The organism is Microbispora hainanensis (genome assembly GCF_006874475.1).
In the GTDB taxonomy this organism is placed as follows: Bacteria; Actinomycetota; Actinomycetes; order Streptosporangiales; family Streptosporangiaceae; genus Microbispora; species Microbispora hainanensis.
Map to the genome: position 1 here is coordinate 1 of NZ_VIRM01000029.1, position 18,404 is coordinate 18,404.

The following is an 18,404-nucleotide window of genomic DNA, read 5'->3' on the forward strand; positions in this document are numbered from 1 at the left end:
CTGACCCCGGCCGCCAAGCAGCTGCTGGCCGACCGCGGGTACGACCCGGTGATGGGCGCCCGTCCGCTGCGGCGGACGATCCAGCGCGAGCTGGAGGACACGCTGTCGGAGAAGATTCTCTACGGCGAGCTGCGGCCGGGCCAGGTCGTCAAGATCGACATCGAGGGCGAAGGCGACGCCGCGAAGTTCACCTTCGTCGGCGAGACGAAGAGCCCGGCGGTCCCGGACTCGGCGGCCTCCATCGCGGAGGCGGTCCAGCGCTGACCCGCCTGCGATAATCCGTTCCACCCGAGGGGCGCTCCGTGAGGGGCGCCCCTCGGCGTTTTCCGGCCTACCTGGGTCACGGTGCGATCACCTTCCCGCCGAGAGGGTGAGAACAGGTATCGCACCACCGCACGTAGTACTACACTTTGTAGAGCCGCCTCCGGTATGTCTGGGCGCGGGCGGATGGAATGTCATCCCTGCGGCGTACCGGACAATCCGCTGCGGGGCGGACGCGGAGGACCGGGCGTACGGGGGAAGCTCGGTCAGCCCGGGAGAGATCCCGGCGGTAGGAGGACCGGAGTCCCAACGCGGTCGGGACACGCCCTGTGGGCGAATTGGCGGTCCGGAAGTGCACAAGCCTTGGAGGCACCTGATGCGCCTGCTGCACGACGACGGGACGCTGGTTCACCTGGCCTACAACGCGGGCGTCCATCCCGCGGAGGATCTGGAGAACCTGATCGCCCACCTCACGCGCTACGCCGTGCCGGTGCGCAGGAAGCTGGGAGTCGACCGGCTGGGCGTCGGCCTGTGGCTCGCTCCCGCCGTTGCGGACCACCTCGTCGCCGATCGCATCGAGCTCGTACGGCTGCGCCGGTCGCTGGAGGAGCGCGGCCTGGAGTGCGTCAGCCTGAACGGCACCGGCGGGCGCAACCAGGAGGTTCCCGGACCCGACTGGGCCAAGCCCGAGCGCTACCGCTACACCATGGCGCTGGCCAAGATCCTCGCGTTCCTGCTGCCGGACGACGTTCAGTCGGGCAGTATCTCCACGATCCCCATCGGCTGGCGCCGCGACTGGCCGGCCGACCTGCACACCATCGCCTCCCGCCGCCTCGAACGGCTCTCGCGTGAGCTGCGCGGCCTCTACAGCGTCACCGGCAAGATCATCAGGGTCGGCTTCGAGCCCTGGCCCGGCTGCGTGCTGGAGACCACCGAGCAGGCTCTTGAGCGGGTCTGCGACATCGACTCCGATCACCTCGGCGTCTGCCTGGACGCCTGCCACCTGTCGTGCGGCGCCGAGGAGCCCGACGCGGCGCTGCGCGGGCTGGCCCTCGCCGGGGCCCCCGTGGTCAAGCTCAGCCACGTGCACAACCACAGCCAGGAGATCCCCAGCACCCAGCCGGTGATCGCCGACACGCTCACCGCGATCCTGTCCGGCGCGGTGAACGGCACCGCGCACGTCGAGGTGGAGGCCCACGACGGGACCTCGCCGAAGGCGAAGGGGCCCGCGGCCCTGGTGGCCAAGCTCGCCGACGAGCTCGACTGGACGCGCCGCAACCTCACCGCGCTCGGCCTCAAGCTCGCCGCCTGACAAGCATCCGAGGCGGGAGCGCCCGGGCAGGCCGCCATCGACTGCCACCCGGGCGCCCGCTCGGACGGTCAGTCGTCCCAGCCCGCCGGGGGGCCGAGCGGGGCCTCGTCGCTGTCCACGAGTGTGCAGGGCGCGACGGGCCCGTTGGAGATGTTCGCCCAGATGCCCGCGGTTTTCCCGATCCCGTCGTCGGAGACGCTGAACTCCAGCACCGCCGTCTGCCCCGGCTTGACCGCGGCCGGGTCGATGCGGAACGCCGGCTCGTCCGTGTTGGGCGGCCAGATCAGGAACGGCCTGCCGTCGGCGGGGTGCTCCGACTCCTTCCGGGACAGGAAGCTCGTGCTGCGGGGCTGAGGCGAGCATCGCTTCCCCGAGGGGATGTAGTCGACGACCGCGTTCACTCCCATGCTGCGGAGTGTGGCCTCCAGCGGCTCGGGGTCCTTGGCCTGATTGATGGTGATCGTGAGCGTCCCGTCCGGGTTCCTCGACACGGCGTACGCCGGCGTGCCGCTGCCGAGAAGCACCGGGACGCTCACGGCCGCCGCGACCCCCAGGGCCAGCGCCGAGGCCAGGAGGGCGGGGCGCGGCGGGCGCCGCCGGGGGTGCCCGGCCGGCCTACGGATTTCCGACATGACAAACTCCTTGAGCAGGCGACGCCGGCCGTCCGGGAGTCGTGGTTCCGCCTCGAACGGCAGCAACCCGGCCAGCGCCTCGCGCTCGCCTTTGTTCATCGTTTCGCCTCCCTCACGGACCGGACCACGCTGTCGTGGTCACCCTTTACCTGTCGCCACCCGCCGGCCTGTTGCCGTTCCGCGGCGAGTTTCTCCAGCTTCCTGCGCGCCCTGGACAGGCGGGACCTGACGGTCCCGACCGCGACGCCCAGCGCCTCGGCCGCCTCGGCGTGGTCGAGCCCGGACCACACGCAGAGCGCGAACACCTCCTGCTCCTCGCGGCGCAGCGAGCCGAACGCCTGCCGGATCGCGGCCAACTTCTCGGCGGCGTCGATGCGTCCGGCGATCTCGTCGCTGAAGTCGGGGACGGGATGGCCTCTGGGCATCCTGGCCAGCGCGTCGTGATATCGCCTCGACGCCCGGCGCAGATTCCGCGCCACGTTGGTCGCGATCCCGAGCACCCAGGGCCGCAGGGACCCGCCGTCGGCGTCGATCCGGTGCCGCAGCCGCCAGGCCTCCAGAAAGGTCAGCGACAGCACGTCCTCGGCGGCCGACCAGTCCCCGGTCAATCGGAAGGCGTGGCTGAATACCGGCCGTTCCATCTCCTCGAAGAGCGCCCCGAACGCCTCGGCATCCCCGTCACGTATCCGGGCGCGCAGTGACATGTCCACACACAAGCACTGTCCGGCCGGCCGTCCTCATTCCCGCCGGCTTCTCCGGAGCGCCGGACGGGACGCCGCTGTGCCCGTCCCGGGCGGGGTCAGGAGGGCGGCCGAGGTCAGGAAGGCGGCCGGGGTCAGGAGGGCAACTGGTAGGTGCCGTCGGGGAGGACCTCGGCCAGACCGTCGTCCAGGAGGCCGTCCAGTGCGCGTTCGCGCTGCACGTGGTCGGCCCAGACGGCGTCCAGCGCCTCCTTGGGCACCGGTCCGTGCGCCTCGCGGAGCACGGCGAGCAGGCGTCCCCGGCACTGCCGGTCGGTCCCCGCGTACGTCTGGCCCTGCCGCGCCGGGCCGTCGTGGGCCGGACGTCCGGCCAGCCGCCACGCGCACTGCGCGGTGACCGGGCAGCGCTCGCAGCGGGGCGCCCTGGCCGTGCACACCAGTGCGCCCAGCTCCATCACGGCCACGGCCCAGCGGGGCGCGCCCACCGGGGGCACCAGCGACTCCGCGAGCCGCCGCTCGGCCGCCGTGGTCGCCTTCGGCGGATACTCCTCGCCGCGCACCGCTCGCGCCAGCACCCGCCGCACGTTGGTGTCGAGCACCGCGTGGCTGCCGCCGTACGCGAAGCTGGCGACGGCCGCCGCCGTGTAGTCGCCGATCCCGGGCAGGGCCCGCAGTTCGTCGTAGGTGGACGGCACGCGGCCGTCATGGCCGGCCGTGATGGCCCGCGCGCACGCGTGCAGGTTGAGTGCCCTGCGTGGGTAGCCGAGCCGCCCCCAGTGGCGTACGGCCTCGCCGGGCGACTCCTTCGCGAGCGCCTCGGGAGTCGGCCAGCGCTCCATCCACTCGGTCCAGATCGGCAGCACCCGGGCGACGGGCGTCTGCTGGAGCATGATCTCGCTCACCAGGATGCCCCACGGGGTCGCGTCGGGACGCCGCCAGGGCAGGTCGCGGTTGTGCTCGGCGTACCAGTCGAGGATGGGCTCACGCAAGGAGGCGGACACGCTCCCGACTGTACCGAGCATGTGCGGCGCCCGATTGCGCAAAGACCCGGCGAGGCTGTGATCTGGGAACGGGCAAGGATCAGCGAGGCGTTCCCGCCGGGCCCCCAGGGCTCCCCATACTGTCCGTATGGATCCGGACACTTTCCGTGGTGACGTGGGCGTCGAGGGGGCGGACGTCTACTGGCGCCGCCGGGTGTCGGTGCTCACGGGGATGCTCGTCGTGGTGGCGGTCGTGGCATGGGCGTGCAGCAGCGCCTCCGGACGGCCTGACGAGACCGCCGCCGCCGTCAAGACGACGCCCTCCGACCGGCTGGTCGTCTCGCTGCCCGCCGGGCTGGCCCCGAAGACGCCCGCCGTCACCGGCGCGGTCGCGGGACAGCCGTCGCCGTCCGCCTCCGCGGGCGTCTCGCCCTCGCCCGGCAAGCCGCGGCGCCCCGGCGACCCGTGTGACGAGAAGGACCTCGTGCTCGCGCTGCAGACCGGCCAGGACGTGTACGGCAAAGGAGTCACGCCGTCCTTCCTGCTGACGGTGGTGAGCACGAGCAAGGTCGAATGCACGGTGGACGTCGGGCCGCGCACCCTGGAGATGCGGGTGCTGTCGGGCGGCGATCGCGTGTGGTCGACGGCCGACTGCGTCGCGGGCGACGGCGTGGACAGGCAGTTGCTGGAGCGCGGCATCCCCTACGTCCGCTCGATCAAATGGGACCGCCACCGCTCGGGCAGCACGTGCGCCGGCAAGCGGCCGGCCGCCGACCCCGGCACGTACATCGCGACCGCCCACTCGGGCCGGCTGAAGAGCCCGAAGATCGTTTTTCATCTGCGCTGAGAGAGGGCGTTGGTCATCCGGCCCCTCGATCGCCGGCTGACCGGGCATCCCGGCCGGCAAATCTGGTAGCACTTCGCAACTGGTCGTGTTAGTGTCACGTCAACCGATTTCATTCTGCAACCAGTTTTTCGGAAGCGTGGTGGTCTACTCCCACACCGGCGGCACCGAGGTGAAGCACGACAACCTCCAGGCCGATCCGCACGTGCTCGTGCTTGCCGGCGACACCACCCGGGACCGCGGGCTCGCCGTCGTCGTGGAGGGATCGCCGTGCCGGTGACCGGCGCTTCTGACACAGGCGCTTCTGACATAGGCGCTTCTGACACAGGCGCTTCTGACACGGGCGCTTCTGACACAGGGCAGCGACAGAGCGCTCAGGAAAGGGCATCATGCGGCTCCTTCTCACATCTGCCGGCATCGCGAACACGAGCATCCACGACGCGCTGGTCGACCTCCTGGGCAAGCCGATCGCCGAGTCTCACGCCCTCTGCATCCCCACCGCGGCATATGGGCACCCCCAGAGCAATCCCGTCCGCGCATGGCGTTTCATCAGTGGACAGTCCGGCCTACCCATGTGCGAGCTGGGGTGGAAGTCCGTGGGAGTGCTGGAGCTCACCGCGCTGCCCAGCATCGGTGCGGAGCGCTGGGTCCCCTGGGTCCGGGAGGCGGACGTCCTGCTGGTGAACGGCGGCGATGCGCTGTACCTGTGTCACTGGATGCGGCAGTCGGGGCTGGCGGATCTGTTGCCATCGCTGAGCGAGACGGTCTGGGCGGGACTGAGCGCCGGGAGCATGGTGATGACTCCCCATATCGGGGAGACCTTCGTCCAGTGGAAGCCGCCGTCCGGTGACGACAGCGCCCTGGGTGTCGTCGACTTCTCGATCTTCCCGCACCTGGATCACGAACTCCTGCCCGAGAACACCATGGCCGAGGCGGAAAGGTGGGCGGCCGGCGTCCCGAATCAGGCGTACGCGATCGACGATGAGACCGCCATCAAGGTGATCGACGGGCATGTCGAGGTCGTCTCCGAGGGGCACTGGAAGCTGTTCACCCCCTAGATCATGAGCGTCGGCGACCTCTCCGTCCTCGTGCTCGCACCGCCGTGACCGAGCGCTCCCCAGCCGCTCCGGCAGGTCATCGAGTCGACCAGCCGCGCACCGATCAGAGGTAGCGCTCCAGGATGGACGACTCGGCGAGCCGCGACAGGCCCTCGCGGACGCTGCGTGCCCGGGTCTCGCCCACCCCGCCGACCGCCTGGAGATCGTCGGTGCTGGCCGCGAGCAGCTTCTGCAGGCCGCCGAAGTGGCTCACGAGCCGGTCGACGATCGCCCCGGGAAGGCGGGGGACCTTGGTGAGCAGCCGGAAGCCGCGTGGGCTGACCGGCGTGTCGAGCGCCTCGCCGCCGTGGTGACCCAAGATCTGCGCCACCTTCGACAGGTCGAGCAGGTCGCTCGACGACAGCTCGTCCAGCTCCCGCATGGCGTCGGCGTCCCCGTAGGGCCGCGCGCCCAGCCAACCGGGCGCGTAGTCGCGGATGATCTGCACCCGGTCGGTCTCCACGCCCGCGAACAGCTCGTCGAGCTGGAGGGACAGCAGCCGCCCGTCGGTGCCGAGCTCGACGACGTATCCCTCGATCTCGCGGGCGATGCGGCGGACCATCTCCAGGCGCTGGACGACGACGGCCACGTCGCGGACCGTGACGAGGTCCTCGATCTCCAGGGCCGACAGATTGCCGGAGACCTCGTCGAGCCGCTTCTTGTAGCGTTCGAGCGTCGCCAGGGCCTGGTTGGCCTTGGACAGGATCGCGGCCGACTCCTCCAGCACATAGCGGATGCCGTCGAGGTAGAGCGCGATGATCCGCATCGACTTGCTGATCGCGATGACCGGGAGCGAGGTCTGCCTGGCCACCCGCTGCGCCGTACGGTGCCGGGTGCCGGACTCGTCGGTGGGGATGGCCGGGTCGGGCACGAGGTGGACGGCGGCCCGCACGATCCTCTGGTGGGCCGTGTCGAGCACGATCGCGCCGTCCATCTTGGCCAGCTCCCGCAGCCGGGTGGCGGAGAACTCGACGTCGAGCGTGAACCCGCCGGTGCAGATGTCCTCGACCGTGCGGTCGTACCCGAGGACGATCAGGCCGCCGGTGTGGCCGCGCAGGATGCGCTCCAGCCCGTCACGCAGCGCCGTCCCCGGGGCGACCGCGGCGAGCACGGCCCTTCTGCGGTCGTCGATCGCCTTGTCGTTGTCCAGCACATGCACCCCAGTGGGCTCGCCCGGTCGTTATCCGTCAGATCGTCTTCCCACCGATCCCGTGTCGCGGCGAGATCCGCGAGGCGCTCCGCAGGCGCCCTGTGAAGCCCGTCGGGGGCGCGGGGGCGAGGCCACGGCCGACCGGGCAGGCAACAGAGTTTACCGGCGTGTTGCCGTGCTTACCGGTGTGACGAGGGATCACCTCGCGGATCCCATGAGGTTGAGGGCGTCCCACACGTTCTCCACCTCCGTGACCTCGAACCCCGGCGCGAACGGCGTCGTGCGGCCGGCCGGCGAGCGCAGTGCCACGAGCCGGCCGCGGCCCGCCGACGTCTCCGGGCGCGGCTCCTCCTCCAGCGAGCCGGTGGGCACCAGCGCCCTGGTGAAGCCGAGCCGGGCCGCCTCGGCCAGCCGCCGCCGGACGTCCCGCACGGGCCGCAGCTCGCCGGCCAGGCCGACCTCGCCCAGCGCGACGAGCCCGGGGGGCAGGGCCTGGTCGCCGGCCGCGCTGACCACCGACAGCATCAGCGCGAGGTCCACGGCGGGATCGGTCAGGCGGATGCCGCCCACGGTGGCCGTGAAGACGTCGCACTTGCCGATCTTGGCGCGGAGTCGCCGCTCGATGACGGCGAGCACCATCGCCACCCGGTAGGAGTCGAGCCCGGAGGACGTGCGGCGGGGCTGGGGAGCCTCGGTCGGGCCGACCAGGGCCTGCAACTCGGCCGGGATCGGCCGGGTGCCCTCGATGGTCACGGTGATGCAGGTGCCCGGCATCGGCTCGGGATGGCGGGAGACGAACAGCCCGCTGGGGTCGGCGATCCCCGTGATGCCGCGCTCGTGCAGGTCGAAGCAGCCCACCTCGTCGATCGGGCCGAACCGGTTCTTCACCGCGCGCACCAGGCGCAGCCGCGAGTTGCGGTCGCCCTCGAAGTGGAGCACGACGTCGACCAGGTGCTCCAGCACCCGGGGGCCGGCGATCGTGCCGTCCTTGGTCACGTGGCCGACGAGCACGGTGGACATGGCCCGATCCTTGGCCAGGCGGACCAGGTTGCCGGCGACCTCCCTGACCTGGGTCACGCCGCCGGGCACTCCGGTCGCGTCGGCCGAGCCGATCGTCTGGACCGAGTCGACGATGAGCAGGGTCGGCTGCACCTTCTCGACGTGCGCCACCAACGCCGACAGGTCGGTCTCCGCGGCCAGGTAGAGCCTGTCTTCGATCGCGCCGATGCGGTCGGCGCGCATGCGCACCTGGGCGGCCGACTCCTCGCCGGTCACGTAGAGGACGGTCTCGCCCCGCGCGGTGCGGGCGGCGGCCTCCAGCAGCAGCGTCGACTTGCCGATGCCCGGCTCTCCCGCCAGGAGCACGACCGCGCCGGGGACGAGACCGCCGCCGAGCACGCGGTCGAGCTCGGGGACTCCGGTCGTCCGTGCGCTGACGACCTCGGCCTTCACCTGGCCGATCGGGACGGCGGGGGCGGAGACGGCGCCCGGCTTGACCACGTGGACGCCCTGCCGGGCGCCGGCCTCCTCGACCGTGCCCCACGCCTGGCACTCCCCGCACCTGCCGACCCACTTGACCGTGGTCCAGCCGCACTCGCCGCACCGGTACGCCGGTTTCGCTGCCTTGCTCACGTGCGGGAGGTTACCGGCCGCCGCCGACAATCCCGCCGGAAACCGCGGCGGCCCTTCCGGGAGACGGCGGTCCTGCCGTGGAACGGCGCCCCTTCCGGGAAGCGGTGAGCCTTCCGGAAGCGGCGAGCCTTGCGGGGGACCGGGAACTAGCCTTGCGGCTTCTCCGGCACGTAGAAGGCGGTGGTGCCGGCCACGGCCGCGTTCACCACGTCGTCGGGCGCGCCGGAGGCCCGGTATGCCTCGCCCCACAGGCTGCTGCTGAGCCTCATGAGCTCGCGCGCCTCCTCCGACTGCTCCCACGCGGAGGGGTCGTCGAGCATCTCGCCGCGCAGGTGCAGCCCGAGCCCGAGCAGCGCCAGGTCCCAGCCGACGCCCGTGGCCCCCGGACCGAACTGGTCCCAGAACTCGGGCGGGACGACGGCGACGTGCTCCAGCTCGAACACGGTGCGCCCCTCGCCCTCCGGGCTCAGCCGCACCTCGACCTCGCTGAAGCCGGGGTTCTCGCCGAACAGCCAGCTCACCCGCAGCAGCCGCGGCGGCTCGCAGCGCAGGATCTCCCCGCCCGCGTTGCCCTGGAGCTGGTAGTGCCCGCCGAGCTTCAGCTCGCCGCTCACCGGGAGGAACCAGCGGCTGATCCGCTCGGGGTCGGTGCAGGCGTCCCACACGTCCTCGATGCCGGCGTCGTAGGTGCGCCGCAGCAGCACCGTGCGGGCGTCGCCTTCCGGCAGGTCGCGCGTGCCGACCGCGCGGTGGACTTGGTTGATCATGTCGATGAAGTCGCTCATTTGGCCGTTCTTCCTCGTCGGTCCGTCCGTCGTGGGCTGCGTGCTGGGCAGCGTGACGGCTGTGTCAGCGGCCGCGTTGATGGCCGCGTTGATGGCCGCGTTGATGGCCGCGGTGATGGCCGCGGTGATGGCCGCGTTGGTTGCCGCGTCATGGGCTGCGTCATGGGCATCGCCGCCGGCGTGCCGCCGTCCGAGCCGCAGCTCCCGTCTGCCCCGCGCCAGTTCGGTGCCGAGCGCGTCGCTCCGCTGCCCCCAGAAGCCGCGGAACCGCTCCAGCCAGGCGTCGGCCTCCCGCAGCGGCGCGGTTTCGAGGGCGTACAGCCGCCGCGTGCCCTCGGCGCGTACGGACGCGAGTCCGCACTCGCGGAGCACCCGCAGATGCTGGGAGATGGCCGGCTGTGAGATCCCGAACTCGGCACGGATGGCCGAGGTGAGCGCGCCCGACGTCTGCTCGCCATCGGAGAGCAGCTCCAGGATCCGGCGTCGCACCGGATCCCCCAGCGCGTCGAATGCGTGCACGCGCCCACTATGCCGGGAGCCGCTTATAAAAGTCAACGCTTATATAAGCGACTCCCGGCGGACGGACGTGTCTAGAAGTGGCCCGCGAGGTCGGCGAGCAGCAGGCGCTTGGGCTTGGCGCCCCTGATCTGCTGGACGATCTCGCCGTCTCGGTAGAGGTTCAGCGTGGGAAAGCCCAGGACGTTGTAGCGCTGGGCGATCTCGGGGTGCTCGTCGGCATTGATCTTGGCGACCGTGAGGCGGTCGCCGTACTCGGCGGCGATCTCCTCCAGGATCGGGGCGATCATCTTGCACGGCGGGCACCAGTCGGTCCAGAAGTCCACCAGCACGGGCTTGTCGCTGTGCAGCACCTGCTCGTCGAAATTCTCCGCGGTCAGCGTGATCATGACTCTCCTCGTCGGGTGAGAAAGGAGTGCCGGACAAATGCTGCCTGCTTGATTTGTCAGGCACGACTAAGGCAGCCGGGGCAGGCGTCGGCGAATTGGGCGGCGACCTCCGCGCGGCGGGCGAGCAGGTCGCGGATCTCCCGGTCGATCTCCGCGAGCTTGCGCCGATAGACGGCCACAGACTCCGGGCAGGAGCCTCCGGACGGGTGTCCGGACCGCAGGCAGTCCACGAACGGGCGGGCGTCCTCCAGCGTGAAGCCGACCGACATCAGCTCCCGGATCTCGGTGACGATCCGGACGTCCGACTCGTCGTACTCGCGATATCCGTTTGCCGAGCGGCGCGACCGGATGAGCCCCCGCTGCTCGTAGTAGCGCAGCGCGCGGGTGCTCACTCCCACGCGCCGGGCCAGCTCGCCGATCCGCATCGGCCCCTCCTCGGCTGTCCTGGCACGACGCTAAAGCTTGACGCCGGTGACAAGGTCAAGCCCCGATTCAGAATTCCCGCCAGCGGAGGACGTTCGGATAGCCGATCTCCAGGCCCTCGATCTCCCGCAGCGCCTCGCCGGCCACCTCGGGCGTGAACTCGATGCGCAGCACCGCCTCCAGGTCGGCCCGGGAGCGGAACGTCATCCGCAGGTCCAGCTCCTCGCGCCGCCAGCCGTGCCGGGACCAGAAGCGTTCCACGGTCTCCGGGGAGTACGACGGCAGCGAGCGGCGGAACCAGCGGCCGAACGCCCCGCGCGCGGCGTCCACGTCCACGACGAAGGCCGCGCCGCCCCGGCGCAGCACCCGCCCCAGCTCGCGCAGGCCGGGCTCGCAGCCGGGCCCGAAGAAGTACGCCCAGCGCGCGATCGCCACGTCGGCCGACGCGTCGGGAAGGGGCAGCGCCTGCGCGGTGCCCGTACGCACGGAGACGTTGGGCAGCGACGCGCAGCGGGCGTCGGCCTGCGCGGCCAGGCCGACGTGCGGCTCGACGCCCACGACGCGCCCGGCGGACGCGGCGAGCGCGGGCAGGTGGAAGCCGCTGCCACAGCCGATCTCGACCACGGTCGCGCCGTCCCAGGGCCGTACGGCCCGCATCGCCGCCTCGGTCGCGCCCGCGGGCCCGACGGCGAGGTTCTCCAGCTCGTAGATCTGGGGAGTGTTCCAGATGTTCGGACTGGGTACGGCCCCGCTCACGATCCGTGCCATGCGCCCCACATTAGTTGGCGACCTTGGGTAGTTGATTGTGGCGAAGCGGCGCAGGGCGCGGGTGCGGCTTAGGCTGGATCCGTGAACGGGCGCATGGAGCGAACGGACGGCCACGGCCACGGCACTGGAACGTGCCCGCGGGCCGCCAGGGGAGGCTGGCCTCATGAGTGACATCCGCGTGCCCAGCGGCAAGGTGGCGCTGTCGACGGCGTCGGTGTACCCGGAGCGGACGCCGGACGCCTTCGAACTGGCCGCCCGGCTCGGGTACGACGGCGTAGAGATCATGGTGGGACAGGACCCGGTCAGCCAGGACATCGAGGTCCTCGAACGGCTGCGTGACCACTATGAGATCCCCATCCTGGCAGTGCACGCGCCCTGTCTGCTGGTGACCCAGCGGGTGTGGGGCCGCGACCCGTGGCTGAAGCTGCGCAGGGCCCGCGAGGCGGCCGAGCGGCTGGGCGCGCAGACGGTCGTCGTGCATCCGCCCTTCCGGTGGCAGCGCGACTACGCCAGGGATTTCGAGAAGGGGCTGGCCCGGATGCGCGAGGAGACGGACGTCGTCTTCGCGGTGGAGAACATGTTCCCGCTGCGGGCCAGGGGCAACGAGGTCGTGCCGTACGCGCCGGACTGGAACCCCGTCGACTTCGACTTCCCCCAGGTGACGCTCGACCTGTCCCATACGGCGGTGTCCGGGTCCGACGCGATGGAGATGGCGACCAAGCTGGGCGACCGGCTGGCCCACCTGCACCTGGCCGACGGTGTGGGCACCACCAACAAGGACGAGCACCTGGTGCCCGGCCGGGGGACGCAGCCCTGCGGGCCGATCCTGGAACGCCTGGCCGGCAACGATTATCAGGGCCTTGTCGTTCTGGAGATCAACACGCGCAAGGCCACCAGCCGCAGCGAGCGGATCGAGGACCTGACCGAGGCCCTCGCCTTCGCGCGGCTCCACTTCGCCGCCTCATCGACGGCCTCATGAACGAGCGGATCGCGGACAGCCACCGGGTCTTCGACCGCGTCTCGGAGGAGTACGACGCGGCGAGGCCGCACTACCCCGAGGCCCTCTACGTCGCGCTGGAGACCCTGTCGGGGGTCCGGCTCGCGGGGGCGACCGTGATCGACGTCGGGGCCGGCACGGGCATCTCGACGCGGGGGCTGCTCGACCGCGGCGCCCGGGTCGTCGCCGTCGACCGCGGCGAGCGGATGCTGGCCCGGCTGCGCGCCCGCACGGCCTGCCCCGCCCTGCTCGCCGACGGGAACGACCTGCCCTTCCGCGCGGGCGCGGCCGACCTTGTGACGTACGCGCAGTCGTGGCACTGGCTCGACCCGGCCCTGTCGGTGGCCGAGGCCGTACGCGTGATCGCGGACGGCGGCGCGATCTCGGGCTGGTGGAACAGCGTGGATCCCGGCAAGGCCGACTGGCTGGCGGCCAACCAGGTGCGGCTCGCCGAGTCGTGCCCCGGTTACATCGGGCCCGTGCTGCCCGGGTGGAGCATGCCGCCGATCGCCGCGGCCATGTCCGACGCCGGTCTCGCCGTCGCCGACACCTGGGTCGGCTGGACCAGGTCGGTGCGGCTGGAGGACTTCCTGACCGACCTGCGCTCCCACTCGTACATGGCGAGTATGGACGGCGACGTGGTGACGGAGCTGCTCGCCAGGGAGCGTGCCGAGCTCGGCCGGGTGTTTCCCGACGGGCGGCTGACCGTTCCGATGCGCGTGTATCTTGCGGTGGGTCGCAGGGGCTGAACTGGAGCGGGGATCGATGTGACGACGGAGGTGCCGGAGGTCTCGGGCGGCAGGCGGCGGCCGGGGCGCCGGCCCGGCCGGCGTCCGGGCTCGGCGGATACCCGGGGCGAGATCCTCGCCGCGGCGCGCAAGGTCTTCGCGGAGAAGGGGTTCGACAAGGCGACGATCCGCGGCATCGCCCGGGAGGCCGGTGTCGATCCGGCCCTCGTCCACCACTATTTCGACACCAAGGAGGGCGTGTTCGTCGCGGCCATGCGGCTGCCGCTGGACCCTTCGACGGTGCTTCCCCCCATCCTGGCGGGGCCGCGTGAGCAGGTCGGCGAGCGTGTCGTCCGCTTCGTCCTGACGATGACGGCGGACCCGGCGGCCAGGGAGCCGATGCTGGGGCTGGTGCGGTCGGCGATGGTGAACGAGCAGGCCGTCGGCATGGTCAGGGAGTTCTTCGCGACGGCCGTCCTCGGGCGGGTGGCCAAGGCGCTGGACGTTCCGCCGCTGCGGATGGAGGCCGCCTTCGGGCAGTTGTTCGGCCTGGTGATGACGCGGTACATCCTCAGGTTCGAGCCGCTGGCCTCCGCCGACATCGAGGAGATCGTCGCGCTGGTCGGCCCCACCGTGCAGCGCTACCTGGCCGGATAGATTACGGCCGCCCCGCGCATACCCTCTTATAGAGCTTTGTTCTAGTATCGTGCCGTCGGCGGGAAACGCAGTGACGAGCGCCACTCGCCGAGCGTGACGCAGGATAAGTTACTCGCCGGTACCATTCGGGAAGCGCAGGCGTTATCCACAGGGCGGGGCACAACCGCCCTCGCGAGGGCGCCGCGCCCCTACGCTGGCCGCCGACGTTCGATATTGGAGGGACTCGTGCTCTGGGTAGCGATTGCAGGCCTCATCGCGACCGCCGTGGCGGTCGGGTTGGCGGGCCGTCGCGTGCTGTTCCTCTATCGGCTGGCCACCAGCGGCCAGCCGGCCCCGGAGCGGATCGAGTACGCCAAACAGCACGCCGGCGCCGAGATCAAGGCCCAGCTGGTGGAGGTCTTCGGCCAGCGCAAGCTGCTGAAGTGGACGCCGTCCGGCACCGCCCACTTCTTCGTCATGTGGGCGTTCTTCATCCTGCTGACCGTCTACATCGAGGCGTACGGCGCGATCATCCAGGGAGCGATCACCGGGCACTCGGACTTCCACATCCCGCTCATCGGGACCTGGCCGGTGCTGGGCTTCCTGCAGGACTTCATCGCGGTCGCCTGTCTGCTCGGGCTGGTCGCGTTCACGGCCATCCGGATCAAGAACTCGCCGAAGAAGCTCGGACGCGGCTCCCGGTTCTCCGGTTCGCACCTGGGCGGGGCCTGGCTGGTCCTGTTCATGATCTTCAACATCATCTGGACGCTGTTCCTCGCCCGGGGGGCGGCGGCGGCCAACGGCAACTTCCCCTATGAGTCCGGCGCCTTCGTCAGCCTGGCCATCGGGAAGGTGTTGCCGCACAGCGAGCTGCTGGAGCAGATCGCCCTGCTGCTGCACATCGGCCTCATGCTGGTGTTCCTGGTCATCGTGGTGAACAGCAAGCACCTGCACATCTTCACCGCGCCGCTGAACGTGTTGTTCTCCCGCCGTCCGGACGGGCTGGGCCCCGCCCAGCCGATGCGCAGCGGCGGCAAGGTGCTCGACTTCGAGGAGGCCGACCCCGAGGTCGACGTGTTCGGCCGCGGCAAGATCACCGACACGACCTGGAAGGGCTTCCTCGACTTCTACACCTGCACCGAGTGCGGCCGCTGCCAGTCCCAGTGCCCGGCCTGGAACACCGACAAGCCGCTGTCGCCCAAGATGCTCATCCTCGACCAGCGCGACCACGCCTTCGCGGTCGCGCCCTACCTGCTGGCCGGGGAGAAGGAGAAGGAGAGCTTCTCCGAGGACGTGCTGGCCCTGCTCGACAAGCCGCTGGTGGGCGAGGACGGGGTCATCCACCCCGACGTGTTGTGGTCGTGCACCAACTGCGGCGCCTGCGTCGAGCAGTGCCCGGTCGACATCGAGCACATCGACCACATCCTCGACATGCGCCGCTACCAGGTGATGATCGAGTCGTCGTTCCCGTCCGAGGCGGGCGTGATGCTCAAGAACCTGGAGAACAAGGGCAACCCGTGGGGCATGTCCGAGATGAAGCGGGCCGAGTGGATCGAGGAACTTGCCACCTCCGTGGACGGACAACACTTCGAGGTCCCGATCATCGACGGGAAGATGCCCGAGGACGTCGAGTATCTGTTCTGGGTCGGCTGCGCCGGCGCGCTGGAGGACCGGGCCAAGAAGACCACCAAGGCGGTGGCGGAGCTGCTGCACATCGCCGGGGTCAAGTTCGGCGTGCTCGGCCCGATGGAGGCGTGCACGGGCGACCCGGCCCGCCGCCTGGGCATGGAGTTCCTGTTCAACATGCTCGCCCAGCAGAACATCGAGACGCTCAACGAGGCCGGGGTCAAGAAGATCGTGGCCACCTGCCCTCACTGCTTCAACACCCTCGCCAACGAATACCCCCAGCTCGGTGGCACGTACGAGGTCGTGCACCACACCCAGCTGCTGGCGCATCTGGTGGAGGAGGGCAGGCTCACCCCGATCACGCCGATCGAGGAGAAGATCACCTATCACGACCCGTGCTTCCTCGGCCGGCACAACAAGGTGTACGCCCAGCCGCGCGACATCATGGCCAAGGTGCCGGGTGTCCAGACTCAGGAGATGCACCGCTGCAAGGAGCGCGGATTCTGCTGCGGCGCCGGCGGCGCGCGCATGTGGATGGAGGAGCGAATCGGAAAGCGCATCAACACCGAGCGCGTCGACGAGGCGCTGACCACCGATCCCGACACCGTCTCCACCGCCTGCCCGTTCTGCCTGGTGATGCTCGGCGACGCGATCAACGAGAAGAAGAACGCCGGTCAGGCCAAGGAGTCGCTGGAGGTCGTGGACGTCGCCCAGCTCCTCATCAAATCCATCAAGCAGGGGTAAAGCAATCCTTGCCGTGATCGTGAACTATTTGTGGAAAACATCGGTCAAGGCGATGGAATGAATCGTGTTTCACGGAACAGTGACAAAGGCTTTCTCCACATAACAGGAAAATCACGGTAACCTCAACGTTGGCTCAATCGACGGGGAGGGGGCTGGACGGTGGGCGTGGTCGTCATCGACGCGGAGGTCACCCTGGCGGACGTCCTCTCCCTGCGTCTGTCCATCGCCGAGCCGCTGGCGGACGGCACCCGCCTGGTCCTGCGGCAACGCGGCACGGGTGAGGAACGGCAGGTGCCGCTCGGCGCATCGGGCGGGCGGACGAGGGACGCCGGCGTCGCGGTCTCCCTGGCGCCCCTCGACCTCGGCCCCGGCCGCTGGGACACCTACCTCGAACAGGGCGGCGCCCGCACCCGCATCCAGAGCGCCGATCCCGGGTTCTCGCTCGACCGTCTCGACGCGTACGCGCTGGGCCGGCGGACGCTGGCCTACCGGGCCTACCGCACGCGCAACGGATTCCTGGCCCTCAAGATAGATCCGGCGGAGCCGGTCGCCGACGTCCGCGCGGTGTGGTTCCGCGAGGGACGCTTCGAGGTGACCGGGCTGCTGGCCTACACCGGCCTGGACGACGACGACCGGCACCGCCACGCCACGCTCGCGCTGCGTCACAGCAACCCGGGCCTCAACAACCCGGGCAACAGCAACTCGGGCCACAGCCACCCCGGCCACGACGACCCGGGTGTCGGCGCCGCGGTGCCCGGTGACAGCGGTGACAGCGGTGACAGCGGTGACAACGAGCCGGGGCACGGCGATCCGGGGCGCGATGATCCGGCCGCCACCGTGCGGGTCGCCGCCACCGTCCAGGGGGTCCGGTTCCACGCCGCGCTCTCACTGTGCGACGTGCTGGCCGCCACCCCGGACTCGCAGGGCTCCTGGGAGCCCTATCTGGAGGTGGACGGCGTCGACCGCGCGCTGCCGCTGGGCGCCAGGCTCGACGACGTCGAGGGCAAGCGCCGCCGCGTCCACTATCCCCACGCGCTCGTGGACGGCGTGCCGATCCGGCCCAGCTTCACGCCCGCCGACGAGCTGCTGCTGGAGGTGGGGGCGTGAGGATCGCGTTCCTGCTCCCGTCGGCGTACGGCATGCGGGGCGACGTGCGGGCGATGCTCAACCTCGCGGGCGGGCTGGCCGCGCGGCACGAGGTGGAGGTCGTGAGCGTCCGGCGCACCCGGGAGACGCCGTTCTTCCCGGTCGACCGCCGGGTGACGCTGCGCTGGCTCGTGGACGCCCGGCCCGGTGTCCACCGCCTGCTGCCCCGGGGACAGGTGCGCACGGAGGTCGCGCTCTGGCGGACGCTGCGGGGACTGCAGGCCGACGTCCTGGTCACCACCCGGCCGTCGCTGAGCGTCCAGGCCGCCCGGTATGCGCCGCGAGACGTCGTCCGCATCGCGCGGGAGTGGAGCAGACCGTCGGTGCCCGGCCCGGTGCGCCGGTTCTATCCCCGCCTCGACGCGGTGGTGGCGAGCACGGCCGGCCGGCGGGACGAATGGGTGCGGCTGCTCGACGACGACCTGTCGGTCCACGTCATCCCCGACGCCCTGCCCGCGACGCCCTGGCCGCGCTCCCGCATGGACAACCGGATCGTCAGCGCCGGGGGCAGGCTGGTGCCCGGCAAGTCGTACGACCAGCTCGTGCGGGCCTTCGCGATCGTCGCCGACAAACGGCCCGACTGGCGGCTGCGGTTGTACGGCGGGGGCCCGGAGGAGCGGCGGCTGCGCGCCCTCGTCCGCGACCTCGACCTGCACAACCACGTCTACTTCATGGGCACCACTCCCGACCTGCCCGGCGAGTTCGCCAAGGCGTCCATCGTCGCGGTGCCGGCGCGCCACGAGGTGCTGGGCATGACCGTGATCGAGGCGCTGAGCTGCGGGGTGCCGATCGTGGGCTTCGCCGGATCGCGCGGGCCCGCCGAGTTTCTCCGGCCGGGGCACGACAGTGTGCTGGTCCAGGAGGGGGAGAGCGGTGACGCCGAGCCGCTGGCCTGTGCGCTGCTCGCCCTCGTCGACGACGAACGCCGCCGCATGAAGCTGGCGGCCGGGGCGCTGGAGAGCGCGTCCGCCCACGCCGCGACGGCCGTCGCGGTCCGCTGGGAGGAGCTCATGTACGGCCTGCGCTCCCGCCCCTGA

The 18,404-nt window shown here is 70.9% G+C and carries 19 protein-coding genes and 1 pseudogene; 11 read left to right on the forward strand and 9 right to left on the reverse strand.

Annotated elements, in window-relative coordinates; all coding sequences use genetic code 11:
- Positions 1-264 (forward strand): annotated as a pseudogene (locus FLX08_RS22595) (NDP-hexose 4-ketoreductase); the annotation flags it as partial.
- Positions 265-637: 373 nt separating this feature from the next.
- The gene (locus FLX08_RS22600; protein ID WP_142621051.1) at positions 638-1,573 is read left to right on the forward strand and encodes a sugar phosphate isomerase/epimerase family protein; all 936 of its coding nucleotides are present in this window, start codon (positions 638-640) and stop codon (positions 1,571-1,573) included.
- A 68-nt stretch (positions 1,574-1,641) separates the two neighbouring features.
- Here FLX08_RS22600 and FLX08_RS22605 read toward each other — a convergent pair whose 3' ends face one another.
- From FLX08_RS22605 to FLX08_RS22615, 3 genes are all read right to left on the reverse strand, one after another.
- Positions 1,642-2,304 carry a hypothetical protein gene (locus FLX08_RS22605; RefSeq protein WP_142621053.1) on the reverse strand — a complete coding sequence of 221 codons (663 nt, stop codon included), beginning with the start codon at positions 2,302-2,304 and terminating at the stop codon, positions 1,642-1,644.
- On the reverse strand, positions 2,301-2,909 hold the full coding sequence (locus tag FLX08_RS22610; protein ID WP_142621213.1) for an RNA polymerase sigma factor: 609 nt from the start codon (positions 2,907-2,909) through the stop codon (positions 2,301-2,303). The genes FLX08_RS22605 and FLX08_RS22610 overlap by 4 nt, the downstream gene beginning before the upstream one ends.
- A 131-nt stretch (positions 2,910-3,040) precedes the next feature.
- On the reverse strand, positions 3,041-3,928 hold the full coding sequence (locus tag FLX08_RS22615) for an HhH-GPD family protein (protein WP_142621055.1): 888 nt from the start codon (positions 3,926-3,928) through the stop codon (positions 3,041-3,043).
- 106 nt (positions 3,929-4,034) lie between these two features.
- Between FLX08_RS22615 and FLX08_RS22620 the strand changes: the two genes are divergently transcribed.
- The 3 genes from FLX08_RS22620 (at position 4,035) to FLX08_RS22630 (ending at position 5,788) form a co-directional block, all read left to right on the forward strand.
- Entirely contained in the window at positions 4,035-4,733 is a 699-nt protein-coding gene (locus tag FLX08_RS22620; protein ID WP_142621057.1) for a hypothetical protein, read from the forward strand.
- 136 nt (positions 4,734-4,869) lie between these two features.
- A complete protein-coding gene (locus FLX08_RS40770; RefSeq protein WP_167530534.1) occupies positions 4,870-5,010 on the forward strand; it encodes a hypothetical protein in 141 nt (46 codons plus the stop codon).
- A gap of 109 nt (positions 5,011-5,119) precedes the next feature.
- A complete protein-coding gene (locus tag FLX08_RS22630) occupies positions 5,120-5,788 on the forward strand; it encodes a Type 1 glutamine amidotransferase-like domain-containing protein (protein WP_142621059.1) in 669 nt (222 codons plus the stop codon).
- A 103-nt stretch (positions 5,789-5,891) separates the two neighbouring features.
- Here FLX08_RS22630 and disA read toward each other — a convergent pair whose 3' ends face one another.
- The 6 genes from disA to FLX08_RS22665 form a co-directional block, all read right to left on the reverse strand.
- The gene (gene disA / locus FLX08_RS22635) at positions 5,892-6,980 is read right to left on the reverse strand and encodes a DNA integrity scanning diadenylate cyclase DisA (RefSeq protein ID WP_244312814.1); all 1,089 of its coding nucleotides are present in this window, start codon (positions 6,978-6,980) and stop codon (positions 5,892-5,894) included.
- Positions 6,981-7,175: 195 nt separating this feature from the next.
- The gene (radA, locus tag FLX08_RS22640) at positions 7,176-8,609 is read right to left on the reverse strand and encodes a DNA repair protein RadA (RefSeq protein ID WP_142621060.1); all 1,434 of its coding nucleotides are present in this window, start codon (positions 8,607-8,609) and stop codon (positions 7,176-7,178) included.
- 146 nt (positions 8,610-8,755) lie between these two features.
- Complete coding sequence (locus FLX08_RS43420) at positions 8,756-9,913, reverse strand: metalloregulator ArsR/SmtB family transcription factor (protein WP_425280635.1); 1,158 nt, start codon at positions 9,911-9,913, stop codon at positions 8,756-8,758.
- A 71-nt stretch (positions 9,914-9,984) separates the two neighbouring features.
- Entirely contained in the window at positions 9,985-10,299 is a 315-nt protein-coding gene (trxA, locus tag FLX08_RS22655; protein WP_142621062.1) for a thioredoxin, read from the reverse strand.
- Positions 10,300-10,355: 56 nt separating this feature from the next.
- A complete protein-coding gene (locus tag FLX08_RS22660; RefSeq protein WP_142621064.1) occupies positions 10,356-10,724 on the reverse strand; it encodes a MerR family transcriptional regulator in 369 nt (122 codons plus the stop codon).
- Between the two features lie 67 nt (positions 10,725-10,791).
- Complete coding sequence (locus FLX08_RS22665; protein ID WP_142621066.1) at positions 10,792-11,490, reverse strand: class I SAM-dependent methyltransferase; 699 nt, start codon at positions 11,488-11,490, stop codon at positions 10,792-10,794.
- A gap of 163 nt (positions 11,491-11,653) precedes the next feature.
- Between FLX08_RS22665 and FLX08_RS22670 the strand changes: the two genes are divergently transcribed.
- The 6 genes from FLX08_RS22670 to FLX08_RS22700 all read left to right on the forward strand — a co-directional run bounded on the left by FLX08_RS22670 (position 11,654) and on the right by FLX08_RS22700 (position 18,404).
- Positions 11,654-12,469 carry a sugar phosphate isomerase/epimerase family protein gene (locus FLX08_RS22670; protein WP_142621068.1) on the forward strand — a complete coding sequence of 272 codons (816 nt, stop codon included), beginning with the start codon at positions 11,654-11,656 and terminating at the stop codon, positions 12,467-12,469.
- Positions 12,466-13,236 carry a class I SAM-dependent methyltransferase gene (locus FLX08_RS22675; protein WP_142621070.1) on the forward strand — a complete coding sequence of 257 codons (771 nt, stop codon included), beginning with the start codon at positions 12,466-12,468 and terminating at the stop codon, positions 13,234-13,236. Before FLX08_RS22670 ends, FLX08_RS22675 begins: the two co-directional genes overlap by 4 nt.
- 18 nt (positions 13,237-13,254) lie before the next feature.
- Positions 13,255-13,872 (forward strand): TetR/AcrR family transcriptional regulator, encoded by a 618-nt coding sequence (locus FLX08_RS22680; RefSeq protein WP_244312815.1) that lies wholly within the window; start codon positions 13,255-13,257, stop codon positions 13,870-13,872.
- Between the two features lie 225 nt (positions 13,873-14,097).
- Positions 14,098-16,221: a (Fe-S)-binding protein gene (locus FLX08_RS22685; RefSeq protein ID WP_142621072.1), complete on the forward strand. Its 2,124-nt coding sequence runs from the start codon at positions 14,098-14,100 to the stop codon at positions 16,219-16,221.
- 159 nt (positions 16,222-16,380) lie between these two features.
- Positions 16,381-17,328: a hypothetical protein gene (locus tag FLX08_RS42225; RefSeq protein ID WP_244312816.1), complete on the forward strand. Its 948-nt coding sequence runs from the start codon at positions 16,381-16,383 to the stop codon at positions 17,326-17,328.
- Positions 17,325-18,404 (forward strand): glycosyltransferase, encoded by a 1,080-nt coding sequence (locus tag FLX08_RS22700; RefSeq protein ID WP_142621074.1) that lies wholly within the window; start codon positions 17,325-17,327, stop codon positions 18,402-18,404. Before FLX08_RS42225 ends, FLX08_RS22700 begins: the two co-directional genes overlap by 4 nt.